Origin of the sequence: Bosea sp. 124, assembly GCF_003046175.1 — a bacterium.
Taxonomy (GTDB): domain Bacteria; phylum Pseudomonadota; class Alphaproteobacteria; order Rhizobiales; family Beijerinckiaceae; genus Allobosea.
The window spans coordinates 4,054,441-4,068,071 of record NZ_PZZM01000001.1 but is presented as its reverse complement, the minus strand read 5'-3'; the positions used below and the strand labels follow the sequence as shown (position 1 = coordinate 4,068,071).

12 protein-coding genes are annotated in these 13,631 nt (G+C 66.7%); 4 read left to right on the top strand and 8 right to left on the bottom strand.

The annotated features are described in order from the left end of the window. Positions 1–201: 201 nt before the first annotated feature. From C8D03_RS19300 to flaF, 4 genes are all read left to right on the top strand, one after another. Positions 202–1,542, top strand: coding sequence for a flagellin N-terminal helical domain-containing protein (locus C8D03_RS19300; RefSeq protein WP_108048774.1), 1,341 nt, complete (start codon positions 202–204; stop codon positions 1,540–1,542). A gap of 240 nt (positions 1,543–1,782) precedes the next feature. Beyond that, on the top strand, positions 1,783–3,177 hold the full coding sequence (locus C8D03_RS19295) for a flagellin N-terminal helical domain-containing protein (RefSeq protein WP_108048772.1): 1,395 nt from the start codon (positions 1,783–1,785) through the stop codon (positions 3,175–3,177). Between the two features lie 56 nt (positions 3,178–3,233). After that, positions 3,234–3,626: a flagellar biosynthesis repressor FlbT gene (flbT, locus tag C8D03_RS19290; RefSeq protein WP_108048770.1), complete on the top strand. Its 393-nt coding sequence runs from the start codon at positions 3,234–3,236 to the stop codon at positions 3,624–3,626. Further along, entirely contained in the window at positions 3,610–3,981 is a 372-nt protein-coding gene (gene flaF / locus C8D03_RS19285; protein WP_108048767.1) for a flagellar biosynthesis regulator FlaF, read from the top strand. The genes flbT and flaF overlap by 17 nt, the downstream gene beginning before the upstream one ends. Positions 3,982–4,065: 84 nt before the next feature. Here the strand turns inward: flaF and C8D03_RS19280 are convergent, their stop codons facing one another. The 8 genes from C8D03_RS19280 to C8D03_RS19245 all read right to left on the bottom strand — a co-directional run bounded on the left by C8D03_RS19280 (position 4,066) and on the right by C8D03_RS19245 (position 13,613). Further along, positions 4,066–5,583: a hypothetical protein gene (locus C8D03_RS19280; RefSeq protein ID WP_108048765.1), complete on the bottom strand. Its 1,518-nt coding sequence runs from the start codon at positions 5,581–5,583 to the stop codon at positions 4,066–4,068. Between the two features lie 7 nt (positions 5,584–5,590). Next, entirely contained in the window at positions 5,591–7,459 is a 1,869-nt protein-coding gene (gene flgK, locus C8D03_RS19275) for a flagellar hook-associated protein FlgK (protein ID WP_108048763.1), read from the bottom strand. A 61-nt stretch (positions 7,460–7,520) separates the two neighbouring features. Then, positions 7,521–8,918 (bottom strand): flagellar hook protein FlgE, encoded by a 1,398-nt coding sequence (locus C8D03_RS19270; RefSeq protein WP_108048760.1) that lies wholly within the window; start codon positions 8,916–8,918, stop codon positions 7,521–7,523. Positions 8,919–9,114: 196 nt separating this feature from the next. After that, positions 9,115–10,128 carry a YcjF family protein gene (locus C8D03_RS19265; protein WP_108048759.1) on the bottom strand — a complete coding sequence of 338 codons (1,014 nt, stop codon included), beginning with the start codon at positions 10,126–10,128 and terminating at the stop codon, positions 9,115–9,117. Beyond that, positions 10,125–11,573: a YcjX family GTP-binding protein gene (locus C8D03_RS19260; RefSeq protein ID WP_248308710.1), complete on the bottom strand. Its 1,449-nt coding sequence runs from the start codon at positions 11,571–11,573 to the stop codon at positions 10,125–10,127. Before C8D03_RS19260 ends, C8D03_RS19265 begins: the two co-directional genes overlap by 4 nt. 28 nt (positions 11,574–11,601) lie before the next feature. Next, on the bottom strand, positions 11,602–12,117 hold the full coding sequence (locus tag C8D03_RS19255) for a SixA phosphatase family protein (protein ID WP_248308537.1): 516 nt from the start codon (positions 12,115–12,117) through the stop codon (positions 11,602–11,604). Between the two features lie 79 nt (positions 12,118–12,196). After that, a complete protein-coding gene (locus C8D03_RS19250) occupies positions 12,197–12,568 on the bottom strand; it encodes a hypothetical protein (protein WP_146170231.1) in 372 nt (123 codons plus the stop codon). 154 nt (positions 12,569–12,722) lie between these two features. Next, positions 12,723–13,613 (bottom strand): cell wall hydrolase, encoded by an 891-nt coding sequence (locus C8D03_RS19245; RefSeq protein WP_248308536.1) that lies wholly within the window; start codon positions 13,611–13,613, stop codon positions 12,723–12,725. Positions 13,614–13,631 lie beyond the last annotated feature (18 nt).

Here is a 13,631-nt window from a genome sequence, read left to right as displayed (position 1 = left end):
GGTTTTCGTTTTGGCACGCCTCCGGAGAGCTGCCCTTACGTCATTTACGCCGGCGTAACCACGTCGCGGTTTGGCCGCCGGCCGGCGCAATTCGAGCTCCCGAATTTACCAGTTGTTACGGGCTGCCGACCGAGTGTCCGGGTGTCGCGGCCAGAATGATCGCGACTGCCAGAAGGCACCAAACCAGAAGGGTTTACGATTATGGCTACCGCTATCTCGAACGGCGTTCGTTCTTCGCTCGCCTCGCTCCAGACCATCACCAGCCAGGCCGCCGCCGTTCAGAACCGTCTTGCCACCGGCAAGAAGGTGAACACGGCTGTCGATAATCCGGTCAACTTCTTCACTGCACAGTCGCTGAACAGCCGCTCGGACTCGCTCAAGGGTCTGCTCGACGGCATCTCCAACGGCATCCAGACCGTCCAGGCGGCTTCCAAGGGCATCGACGGCATCACCAAGCTGGTCGGTTCGCTTCAGTCCACCGTCAAGCAGGCCCAGGCCGACGCGGCCCAGAACCGTCCGACTAAGGCCGGCGCGGCTCTCGCTACCGCAGCTGAAGCGGCGGTGACCTCCAAGAGCCTGAAGGACATCGCTCTCGACAAGAATATCGGCGATACGGCCGGTGTCGACGTCCTCGACGACGGTATCAAGAACGCCGCGACCGCCTCCAGCGCCGGTGACTTGGGTGTCATCGAGGCCAGCGACACGCTGGCTCTGTCGATCACTGCCGGTGCCACGACTTACGAAGCCACGTTCGATACCGCCAACACGACCGTTCGCGACGTCGTCAACGAGATCAACAAGTCGGGCATCGCCACGGCGTTCGTCGACGAAAAGGGCCAGCTCAACGTCAAGGGCACCGGCTCCGAGACCGTCAAGTTCGGATTTGGCGCAGGCGTCGATGCTGCGGCGGCGACCACTTCGGCTCAGGCCGGTGGCGCCAATACCGCGATCGGTTTCCTTGCTGCCGACGCCGTCACCGCGACCTCGGAACTCACCTCGTCGAACGTCACCTCCGCGGTTCGCTCCAACCTCATCCAGCAGTACAACGACCTGCGCACGCAGATCGATGAACTGGCCAAGGATGCGGGCTTCAACGGCGTGAACCTGCTCGGCGGCGACAAGGTCTCGATCCAGTTCAACGAAAAGACCGGCAAGAACCAGTCGAAGCTGGATATTCAGGGCTCGACGATCAGCTCCGACAACCTCGGCATCACCCAGGCCACCAACACGCAGCTCACCGGGTTCTCGAACTTCCAGAACGACTCGGACCTGACAAAGGCGACCGAGGCGCTGACCGGCGCTCTGACCTCGCTGAAGTCGCTGTCGTCCTCGCTCGGCGCCAACCTGTCGGTCGCCCAGACCCGCCAGGACTTCACCAAGGATCTGGCTGACGTGCTGTCGACCGGCGCCAGCAACCTGGTGAATGCCGACGCCAACGAGGAAGCCGCCAACCTGCTCTCGCTGCAGACCCGCCAGCAGCTGTCGCAGACGGCGCTGTCGCTCTCCTCGCAGTCCGATCAGGCCGTCCTGCGTCTGTTCTGATCCTTCGTCCGCAGAAGCGGGCAAGCCCACAGAATGTGGGCCGAAGACAAGAAGGCGGCGGAGCGCAAGCTCCGCCGCCTTTCTGCATAAAGCCCCTCCCCGCACAGCGCCGCGCTGCGGCAACGGCGCGTCGGCGGCCCGAACCACGAGCGGCATTAACCAGTTATTATCCTTAACGAGGGATTATCGGCCCAGATCAAACCGGACAGGCGCGCGAATCGCGTTTCCAGGGGACCGACGATGGCCAACACAATTCTCTCGAGCGGCGTCCGCAACAACCTGCTCACCCTGCAGCAGACATCGGCTCAGCAGAGCGTCATCCAGAACCGGCTGGCGACAGGCAAGCGCGTCAACTCGGCCATCGACAACCCGGTCAACTACTTCACCTCACAGTCGCTGAATGATCGCTCGAGCCAGCTCACCGGCTTGCTCGACGGCATCTCCAACGGCATCCAGACCATCCAGGCCGCGTCCAAGGGCATCGACGGCATCACCAAGCTGGTGCAGTCGCTCCAGTCGACGGTGAAGCAGGCCCAGGCCGACGCGGCCCAGAACCGCCCGACCAAGGCTGGCACGGCGCTCAGCACGGCAACGGAAGCCGCGCTGACCAGCAAGAGCCTAAAGGACATCGCCCTCGACAAGCGGATCGTCGATGACAACACGGCTCCGACCGCAAACAGCGCCACGGCGACCTATGCTGGTAACGTCGGCGGCCCTGTCCTGGCGGCCGGCGACCAGTCGACGACCTCGATCTATCTGAAGACGGGGACCACCACCTACAAGGCCTCGTTCCTGAGCACCAACGGGACCGTTCGCGACGTCGTCAACGAAATCAACAAATCCGGCATCGCCACCGCCTTCGTCGACGAGAAGGGGCAGCTCAACATCAAGGGCGTCGGCTCGGAAAAGGTCGAGTTCGGTATCGGCACGGCCACCTTCACGCCGGCTGTTGCCGGTGCGCCGACCGCGGCCGAAATCGCGGCAGCCGGCGTCACCGCCGACACTACGGCGACGGGCGTCGCCAGCGACAACACCGATTTCGGCTTCGCGCTCACCGACAATGCCTTCGCCACGACGACGATCACCGGCAGCAACATTACCTCCGCCGTCCGCTCGAACCTCATTCAGCAGTTCAACGATCTTCGCGACCAGATCGACAAGCTCGCCAAGGATTCCAGCTTCAACGGCATCAACCTGCTGCAGGGCGACCGTCTCTCGATCGTCTTCAACGAGAAGACCGGCACCAACCAGACCAAGCTCGACATCCAGGGCTCGACCCTCAGCTCCGACAATCTCGGCATCGTCCAGGCGACGAACACCCAGCTTGCCGGGTTCTTCAACTTCCAGAACGATCTCGACCTGGACAAGGCGACAGAGGCCTTGACCGGCTCGCTGACCTCGCTCAAGTCGCTGTCCTCCACCCTCGGCTCGAACCTCTCGGTCGCGCAGACCCGTCAGGACTTCACCAAGGAACTGGCCAACGTCCTGACCTCGGGCGCCGACAACCTGGTCCTGGCCGATCCGAACGCCGAAGGCGCCAGCCTGCTCGCGCTCAACACCCGCCAGCAGCTCTCCCAGACCGCCCTGTCGCTCGCCAACCAGGCCGACCAGGGCGTGCTCAGGCTCTTCGGCTGACCCAGCCGAAGACGACGCCGCAACGCCCCTCCCCCAGCCGGAAGGCTCAGACGAACATGGCTCTCAAGGTCGAGCTCAAGCCCCGCGAGCGCATCATCATCGGCCAGGTGGTGATCCGCAACGACGAGCAGCGGACGCGCTTCTTCATCGAGGGCGACGCCCCGATCTTGCGCGAGAAGGACATCCTCACCGCCGCCACCGCCGACAGCCCGGCCAAGAAAATCTATCTCGCCATCCAGCTCATGTATCTGGCGCAGGACCCGATGCATCAGCACGAGGTCTATTTCGAGCTTGTGCGTGACTTCGTCCAGGCGGCGCCGAGCGCCCTCCCGCATATTCACGAGATTAATAACCGCATCTTAAGCAGCGATCTCTACAAAGCTCTCAAGGCAGCAAAAAAGCTGATCGCTTACGAAGCGGAACTTATCGAGAATGCAACACGGGTTTAATGCGTACGCCTCTGCCGCCAGAGCCAACCAGTCGGTCGTCTCTCCCCGCGAACTCGAAGCTTCTCTTCTGATCAAGGCCGCTGTCCGGCTGCAGGCGATTTCAGACGACTGGTCGCTGGCCGATCGCGATCTCGACGACGCGCTGAACTACAATCGCAAGCTTTGGACACTGCTTGTCTCCGCCGTCGTGGCCGAGGACAACCCGCTGCCGATCGGCATCAAGACCAATATTCTCAGCCTGGCCAATTTCATCTTCAACCAGACCTTCAGGATTTCCGCGAGCCCCGCTCCCGAGGGCCTGCGCGTTCTGGTCGGCATCAATCGCGACATCGCCGCCGGCCTGCGCAACCGCTGAGACCTGCGGCTTGCTTCGAGATCGAAAAGGGGCGTCACCGTGCTTGCGGTGACGCCCCTTTTTTGATTCCGACCTGACGACGTTTCAGAGATAGTTCGTCAACGAGAGCTTCGACAGCAGCGACGTCGTCTGGTAGCTCGCCTGGAGCCGGGTCTGGAGCGCCAGGATCTGCACCGCGACCTCCTCGGTCGTGACGTTCTCCACGCCGGCCAGCGTCGTCGTCAGGTAGTTCTTGGTGCTCTCGTGGCGTTCCTTGGCACGCGCCAGCGCAGTCTGGGCGGAACCGAGCTCCGTGATGATCTCCGCCGGCTTCTGGACGCTGCCGCCGAAGCCGAGATGTTCGCTGACGCGCGCCGTCATCGCCTCGTAGCGCGCCTGCGAGTTGGCGTCGCTGGCCGGGAAGGTCTCGATCGCCATCACCGCGAACTGCGCCAGGCCGACCCGGAAGGTCTCCTCGTTGGCGCGCGCGCCGGTGCCGACGGTCTGGCCCTTGTCGATCTGGACGGTCGCCGTGCTGCGGGCCGGGTCGCTGCCGTCATCGCCTTGGTACCAGATCACGGTATTGGCGGCGGTTCCTGCCGCAGGCGCGGCCGTGGCGGTATTGTAGGGCGGACCCGGCACGCGCAGCGGCGGGCTGCTGAGGCTCCCGGCGAAGAAGTTCTCGGCCGCGACCTGTGACGACGCGGCCGAGAGCGACGTCGCCGCCTCCTTGGTCAGCGCGGCGTTGATCGAGCCGCGCAGATTGGCCGCGGTCGTGTTGACGTCGACCCCGATCTCGAAGCTGTTGGCGTCGGAGCCGTCGGTTCCGGGCGCCCGCGCCGTCAGCACGATCTCCTGCTGCGTGCCGTCCGGCAGGTCGAGCTTGATGCGCAGCGTGTCGCCCGCGGCCGGCAGGCTGGCCACGGCGACGGAGATGTCGGCGGGCGGGCCGGCGGTGAAGGTCGGCGTTATCGCGGCCGAGCTGCTCGAAGCACCGGCGAGCTTGAAGCCGTAGCTGTGGACCGGCGCCTCATCGGCGATGGTCGCGGTCGGCCCGGCCCCGCCCGTCGTCAGGCGGCCAAGCCCCGAGACGCCGAGGTCGGCCTCCCGACGCTCCGAGATCAACTGCCTCAGGCCGGCGCGCCCGGTTCCGTCGCCCTCCATGATCTCGCTGTAGCTGACCGTCGGCTGGGTGTCGGAGGTCTTTCCCGAGAACAGGTAGCGGCCGTTCACGGAGGTGTTCAGCATGTCGAGGGTCTGCTTGAACTTCTCCTCCGCCAGCACCTGCGGCGCGGAGCGGCCGGTCGAACTCGCGACATAGCTGTTGGAGCGCGTGTCGTTGACGGTCTCGTTGGTCAGCTTGGCGAAATTCTCCACCATCTGCGACGACAGCTTGAGATTGACATTGGCCAGCGCGATCCCGCCGAGCCAGGAATCCAGGCTCGAGACCTTGGCGTTGAGATCGAGGCTGGTGCGCCGGTCCATGCCGAGATCGCCATAGCTTTCGGCCCGTTGCTGCGTCGCGAGCTGACGTTCGAGGTCGGTGAGCTCGGCGCGGTTGGAGACGAAGCTGCTGGGTTTGGCGGCGCGATAGGCCCCTGTGCCGTAGGAGGTGATGGTCATGGCGCGCTCACACTCTCATCAGAACGTCCATCATCTCCTTGACGGTCGAGATGATGCGGGCGTTGGCGGCATAGGCGGTCTGGAGCTCGATCAGCGTCGCCATCTCCTGGTCGACATTGACCTGCGAGGTCTCCTGGAAACGGCTCTGGACCGCGGCCAGCGCGACCTGCTGGCCCTCGTCGAGCCGCTGCGCGGTTTCCACCGCCTGCCCCTGCGAGGAGACGACGCGCTGCACGAAGCTCGAGACGGTCGCGCTCGTCGTCGCGGTCGCGCCATCGAGACCGGTGCGATTGGTGAAGGCGCGCGGGCTCTGGGTCAGGCGCTCCAGCATCAGCTTCGGCCGCGTCGCGTCGCCCTGTGCCGTGGTCGTGTCGAAGGTCACGAGCTTCGAGCGATCGGCGATCAGCGCCTGGTTGATCGCGATCCGCCCGGCAAAGCCGACAGCCTGCGACCCGCTCTCGAAGGAGCCCGTATAGGCCGCGCCGCCGGCGCCGCCATCGACAAAGAGGGGCAGCTCGGCGCTGCCGCCGGCCGAGGACAGGCTCGTCGCGGTCGGCCCGGCCGTCAGCGCCTTGACGTCGCGCGTCCCCGCCGCGCCGTCATCGACGATGCGCAGCACCGAGCCGGCGTTGGAAACGGTGAAGCCGCCGCCGATCGCGGCCTGCATCTGGGCCGCGACCGAAGCCGGCCCGCCCGAGAAATCGATGCCGATGACGCGGTTGTTGGCATCCCCGCTGGCGGAAGCCGGCAGGGGCAGCGACCCGGCCGACTCGACACGCACGAAGGTGAAGCGCTGCGTCGCGCTACCCGGCGTCACCGCATAGTCGAGCGTGACCTTGTTGCCGGACTGCAGCCCGGCGAGGTCGACGTCGAAGCCGGTCGCAGCGCCCGCCGTGACGGCAGTGCCGGCGATCTCGCGGTCCGACAGCGCGCTGGAGAGCTGCGCCGCGATCTCGTCGAGCTGAGCCTGCGACTGGACCAGCGTCTTGTCGCGCATTTCGACCAAGGCCGCGATCTCGCCGGAGCGGAACGTCTTGTTGGCGATCGCATCCATCACGCCACCGGAACTGGTGGTCATGGTGATCGTGCCGACACCGCGCTTGGTGGGATCGCTGCTCCACTGGTCGTCCGGCCCGAGATTGGAATGCTCGTCGAAGCCGAAGGTCACCGCCGGCCGGCCGTCGAAGATCTGCGTGCCCGAGCCGGTCACGACGCTGACGGAGCCGCGCGCATCCTCGCTGGTCTTGATGTCGATATACTGCGACAGCTCCGACAGGATCAGGTCGCGCTGGTCCTTGAGGTTGGCGGTCGAGGGATCGTTGGGCGTCCCGACGATCCGGGCATTCACGTTGGTCAGCGCGCCGAGCAGGTTGTTGACCTGCGTGACCGCGCTGCCGATGCCGCTTTCCGCCTGCGCGCGCAGCGCCTGCACGCCGTCGGAGAGCGTGTTCAGCCGGCTGGCGAGCTGGGTCGCCGAATCGAGCACGCCCGAGCGCAGGCTGTAGGACGACGGATCGTTCTGCAGCGCCTGGAGCGCGCTGGTGAAGCCGTTATAGATCGTGTCGAGGGCCGTCGCGCTGCCCGGCGCGCCATAGAGCTTGTCGACGCTCGACATCATGTCCGCGCGCGTCGAGGTATAGGCCGCCCCGGCGGATTCCTGCCAGAGCTGGTGCTGGACGATCTTGTCGAGCAGGCGCTGGACCTGCGTGCTCTGCGTCCCGACGGTCAGCCCGCTCAGGCTGTCCGAAGTCGAGACCGTGCGGCGGACATAGCCGGTCGTCCCGGCATTGGCGACGTTCTGCGAGACGACGCCGATGCCGACCTGCGTGGCGTTGAGCCCCGAGATCGCGGTGTTGAGGGACGTGCTGAGACCCATCGTCAGCTCCTGTCGCTACCTGCGGCCCTTCTGGACCGCGCCAAACCCTGCTTCGAAGACCTCAGCGGATGATGCTGAACACGTCGCGCAGCATCTCCTGCGCCGTCGTGATCACCTTGGTGTTGGCCGAATAGGCCTGCTGGGTGACGATCATCTTCGAGAATTCGTCGGCGATGTCGGTATTCGACTGCTCGACATTGCCGCCGATGAGCTGCGAAGTGCCGAGCCCGATGATCGGCGGCCCGGATTCGATCGTCTCCTCGAAGGCGCCACCGTCGAGCCGCTTCAGCGCGTTGTCGGCGTTGAAGCGCGCGACCGAGAGCTGCGCCAGCGCCACGACCTGGCCGTTGCTGAAGGTGCCGATCACCTGGCCGTCGGCCGAGACCGAGGTGCGGTCGAGCGTGCCGGCGGTGTAGCCGTCCTGCCGGATCGAGCGGGCGTCGATCTGGCCGCTGACATCGCCGTTCTGGGTCAGGCCGTTGCCGCCGGTCGTGACCTGGATGCCGGTAATCGTGGTGCCGGCGATGGTCATCGTCGGCAACGCGATGTTGCCGGTCGCGGGCGCGGTCATCTGGCCTGTCGAGTCGAAGGTGATGTCGACATTGGCGTTGCGATAGGCGACGGCGGCGCCCGTCGCGCCGGTGTTCTCGGCCACGAACAGGTTCCAGGTGTCGGTCGTCGCCGGCGGGCCGGCGGAGGCGTTGGTGGTTTTCGCCCAACGCAGCTCGACGCTGGTTGCCTTGCCGAGTGAGTCATAGACGGTGACAGAGCCACCGGGGATCGACTGGCTGAGGAAGTTGGTGATTTCGCTGCCGATGACGAGGCCGGTGCCGCCCTGCGTGGTCGAGAGCGGGTTGCTCGTGAAGCCCGTCGGGCTCAGCAGTTCCGAGCCGGGAACGGTCGCGTCGGCGTTGTTGGTGCCGGGAAAGGCCGGGATATTGGCGCGATACTCGATCGAGGTCGTCGCCTTGGCCGGGAACTGCTCCTTGGTGATGCGCAGCACTTCGGGCTGGGTGCCGATCAGCGAGCCCGTCACCGTGTCGATCTTCAAGCCCTTCAGATAGTAGCCCGCGCCGTTGACGAGATAGCCGTTGGCGTCGAAATCGAAATCGCCACGCCGCGTGTAGAGATTGCTGTTGGAGAACTGCATGTTGGTGCCGACGCCGTTCAGGCGCTGGTCGACGACGAAGAAGCCGTCGCCGTTGATCGCCGCGTTGGTGTCGATCCGCGTCGCCGACAGGTCGCCCTGAATCGAATTGGTCGCCTGGCTGAAGGCCGCGACCGAGCCTGCGATCTGCCGGTTCAGCGCCGAATCCGGCACCAGATCGCTGAAGGTCGTATCGACCCGCTTGAAACCGGCCGTGCGGGAATTCGCGATGTTGCCGGAAATGTTTTCCAACGCATAGGACTGCGCCTGCATTCCCGAAACCGCTGTCGTCAACGCGCTGAAGACACCCATGAAACCCTCACCTCGACCGGCGCCCTCCAGGGCGACCTTCAACTTCGAGGCTAGGATTGCACGGCGCATGCCATGATCGGGCGCCTGATATCTCAATGACTTGGATGGTTTAGAAGGCGTTTCGCGGCGGCTTCCGCCGGGCAGAATCCGCCATCCCCGGCAGAATCTGCCTAAGCGGCCGGGCTCACGGCACCGTTCAGGGCGCGCCCTGCTCCGGCGCACTGCGCCAGGAGGTCAGGTCTCCCGCGACGTCCGCCAATGTCGGCGGCGTCGCCTCGACGAAGGGCAGCGGCCGGCAGACGGCGAGCGCCGCCAGCCCGATCCGCGCGGTCAGCAGCCCGTTCAGAACGCCCTCGCCAAGCTTGGCCGAAAGCCGCGCCGCCAGCCCCTGCCCCACCACCTGCTGGATCACCGCATCGCCCGCGGCGATCCCGCCGGTCACCACGAGATGGCCGAGCACCTGCCGCGCCAGTCGGATCAGACCGAGCGTGCCCGGCCTCCCGGCATAGATGCCCGCGATCGCCCGCAGCAGCCTGGCGCAGGCGACGAGCACGAAGACGACGTCGATCAGCGCCCGCGGGCTCACAGCCGTGACGAGCGAGACGCGCCGCGCCGCCTGCGCGATCTGCGCCTGGGCTGCCGCATCGAGCGGCGCCATCAGGCTGCGCTCGGCGACGGTCAGCACGTCGCGCGCCGCAAAGAGCTGCCGCAGGCTATCAGCGAGGAACGCACGTCCCTTGGCCGTCTCCGCCCGCGAGGCGTAGAGGCGGGCCAGTTCCTCGGCGACCGCGCGGGCTTCCGTCAGGCTGCTCCCGGCGAGTGCGGTCGTGGCGCGCAGGCGCAGCGTCTCGACCTTGCGCTCGCGCAGGATGTCGCGCAGCACGCGCAGGAGCATGACGAACAGCGCCAGGGCCGCGATGGCCGCGCAGGTCAGCGCCGCATAGCCCAGCACCGGGCTCTGGTTCATCAGCGAGACGATGGTGCGCTCGGCCCAGACGCCGATCGAAAGCGTCAGGAAGCCGGAGAGCCCAGCCACGAACAGGCTGCCCCAGGACCAGCCTCGCTTCGCGACTGGAACGGCCGCGGGTTCGGCGACGTCGATCGGCTCGCTCTCCGGCAGGATCGCGATGCCGCCCTCGCGAGCGATTTCATCGATGGCGGCATCGGGGTTCGTCGGGTCCAGCCTGACCGCGCGGGGCGCCTTGCTCATGCCAGCCTGTCCCCGATCAGGAATTCGAGCGCACGGTCGAGGCGGATCTGCGGCGGCGGCCAGTTGCGCCCGCCGGCATCGGGCGCAACCAGCGGCGGCCGGAAGCGCGGCGCCCGGATCTGCCAGCGTGCCTGCGGCTCGAAGACCGCCTCGGGACGCTCGGGCAGTTCGCCTGGAAAGATCGCAGCCTCGCCGACCCCGTCGAAAACCTCGCCATCGATCGTCTCGCCGGCTTCCGGCACACCGGCAATCGCAGGCAGGTCCTCGCGGCCCTGCCTGATCCTGACCTCCCGCGTCGCCCGTACCGCGGCGAGCGCCATGGCCTCGACCCGGGCTCCGGCGCCCTGGGCACGGGCGGTGGCGCGGCCAACGAGATGCGACATCACCGCCGCCAGCCGGTCATGGCTGGTATGGTGGACATGGTCGGCCTTGGTCGCGGCGAAGAGCACGCGCTCGATGCGTGGCGAAAACAGGCTCGACAGCCAGGAATTGCGTCCGACCTGAAAAGCCGCCAGTGCCTGCCCGAGAGCGGTCTCGAGATCGGCCAGCGCCGGCGCCCCGGCATCGAGCGCAGCCAGCACGTCGACCAGCACGATCTGCCGGTCGAGCCGGGCGAAGTGGTCGCGGAAGAAAGGTGCCACCACGACGCGCTTATAGGCCTCGAAACGCTCCGCCATCAGCCCGCCGAGCGTGCCGGGCCGCGGCGCGGCATCATGGCCGAGATCAAGCGGTGCGAAGGTCAGGGCCGGCGAGCCTTCGAGATCGCCGGGCATCAGGAAACGCCCCGGCGGCGTCACGGCCACCGCTTCCGGATCGGCCCTCAGCCGCGCGAGATAGGTCTTGAAAAGGTCGCTCGCCGCCTCGGCAGCGAGTTCGTCCGGCGGCCCGGCCGGATCGCGCGACGGAAGGTCGGCAAGCCACGCCGCTGCGGCCTGCTGTCGGTGGCTCTTGCGCGCATCGCCGACCGCCTGGCGCGACCAGGCCTTGTAGTCCTGTCCGAGCAGCGCGAGATCGAGCAGCCATTCGCCGGGATAGTCGACGATGTCGAGGGTCAGTGTCGCCGGCCCCTTGAACCAGCCGGCGGCGCGCTCGTAGTCGATCTCGACGCGCAGCTCCGAAATCCGCCGCGTCGAGTCCGGCCAGCGCCGCGCCTCGCCGTTGAGCGAGGCCCGATGCGCCTCATAGGGAAACCGCGGTATCTCCGGATCGGGCTGCGGCACCAGGCGCACGCGCGAAATCCGCCCCTCGGTCGCGGCCTTCAGCACCGGCAGCTTCGCGCCCTCGATCAGATTCTGGATCAGCGCCGTGGTGAAGACGGTCTTGCCCGAGCGCGACAGGCCGGTGACGCCGAGCCGCAGCCGTGGCCGTGCCATCCCCAGCAGGCTGTCGCCGAAGGCAAGCGCGGCATTGCGCGCCTCGTCGAGATAGGAACCCTGGCTCACGATGCGGCGGCCTTGCGACGGAGGGCCTTCCTCACTCGTCCGGCCCTTCGCCCAGCGAGGCCGGCGTCACGAAGCGATCGAGGCGGCCGCCACGGGCCGCGACGTCGCGCCAGTCCTCGACCGCGAAATCCAGCACGGCGAGCCCGCAGGTCGGATATTTCTGCGCCATGCGCGCAGCGGCATAGCGGTCGCCATGGCCGCTCAGCAGCGCCGCGAGGTCCTCGAAGCCAGGATTATGGCCGATCATCAGCAGCGTCCGCACGGAGGGCGCGGTCTCCTGCACGACCTCAAGCAGCCGCTGCGCCTTCGCCTCGTAGATCCGGGGCTCGTGCTGGATGCCGGGCTTTTCCGCAAGCATCGGCGAGACCAGGTCCCAGGTCTCCTGCGTGCGGCGCGCCGGCGAGACCAGCACGAGGTCCGGCAGCAGCAATTCATCGGCCAGATAGCGCCCCATCACGGGAGCGGCCTCGTGACCTCGCGCCGCGAGCGGCCGCTCGCGGTCGACCATACCGGCGGGCCAGTTCGATTTCGCGTGACGGAGCAGCATGAGGCGTCGCATCGCTGAAACCTAATGGCGTCGGCAGCATTTTGCGAGTGTCGCCGCGCCTGTTCCAGTCCGACCGAGGTCAGTTGCCTCTGCCGGTGTCGAGCATCGGCGGCGGCTGAATCTCGGGGATGTTCGTCAGGTCAGCGGGAAGCGGCCGGCTGGAGCAGGCCAGGTGCAGATCCCGGCTGAACTGCCGGCGCTTGACGTTCCGCTGGTTCGTCACATTGACGGTCGCCAATGTGCCTGAAGGGCTGATCGCGTGCATCAGGAACTCCGATTTGAAACGTTCGCTCTCTTCCTGCTCATAGGCGCCCGCTCGCTGCCGCATCGTCTTGCAGGCGGCGCTCTGCCATTTCGAATCGCTCGTTCCAAGCCCTTCGGCGTAGGTCTGAGGCTGCGTGGCGCAGCCGGCACAGACCAAACCCATTGCGACCGCTGCCTGCCATTTCATCGAATCACCGCTCCGGTTTCGCGCGGCCATCGAGGGTGAGGCAGCCGACATTGTCGTCATCCAACCCCGGCGGCGTCGAGCGGTTCCATGGCCGGCACAGGCTCGAGTTTATGGGTAACGCTTCGGGCCGCGAGCTGCGTCGACCCGCCGCGGGTCAGTCGAGCCGCAGGCCGCGAGGCCGGCTTGTATCGGGCATCAGCGCAGCCAGACGGGCGACGGTCTTCGGCGGGGAGACGAAGGCGCGCGCGGTCTTCTTGGGCAGGTCGAGATCGAGCGGCCTCCCGGGCGGCAGCGGTGCAGTGACGAGCACGGTCAACGCCGGACTTGCAGGCGTGGCAGCCGGTGCGAAGGCCGGCGGCGCGGCGGCGAAGGAGGTCAGCGCCGAAGACGATGCGGTGGTGGTCAAAGGCGCAGGCTCGGACACCGCAGCGAGCTGATAGCTCGGCTCCTCGATGCGCCGCCGCTCGGGCCGTTCGCCCTTCAGGTAGAAGGCGTTACCGCCGGCCACTGTCAGGTAGTGCATGTTGGCATAGGAAAAGCGCATGCCGGCCATATGAAAATGCTTTGCAGCTCCAACGGCCTCGTTGCGCCGGCCGTTGAGGATATCCTCGGCGACAGCCTCGACCCTTGGCAGATCGCGAGGCGACATCGGACGCGTCATTACGCCAGCGGCGAACTGGCGCGGGGCGCCGACGACGCCGCAGATCGTCTCGGGATAGCGCGGCGACTCCACCCGGTTCATCACGACCGTGCCGACGCCGAGCAGGCCGCCGTCATTCGATCGGTTCGATTCGAAATACATCGCGCGGACGAGGCATTCCTTCTCGCGCGGATCGGCCTTGGCCAGGGCGACGGCGCGCTTGCGAGCCTCCTGGGACGACTTTGCCACCGGCGCGGCGGTTGTCGAAGCGGTCTCGACCGGCGACATGCTGCAGGCACCCAGGGCCGGCGCAGCCAGTGAAATCAGCAGCGGGATCGCTTTGCGGCTGTAGCGGGCCGTGCCCGAAAAACGGACAGCATCGGCAACGATCACGGCGCGCTTCATGCAACAGCCTCCTGAATG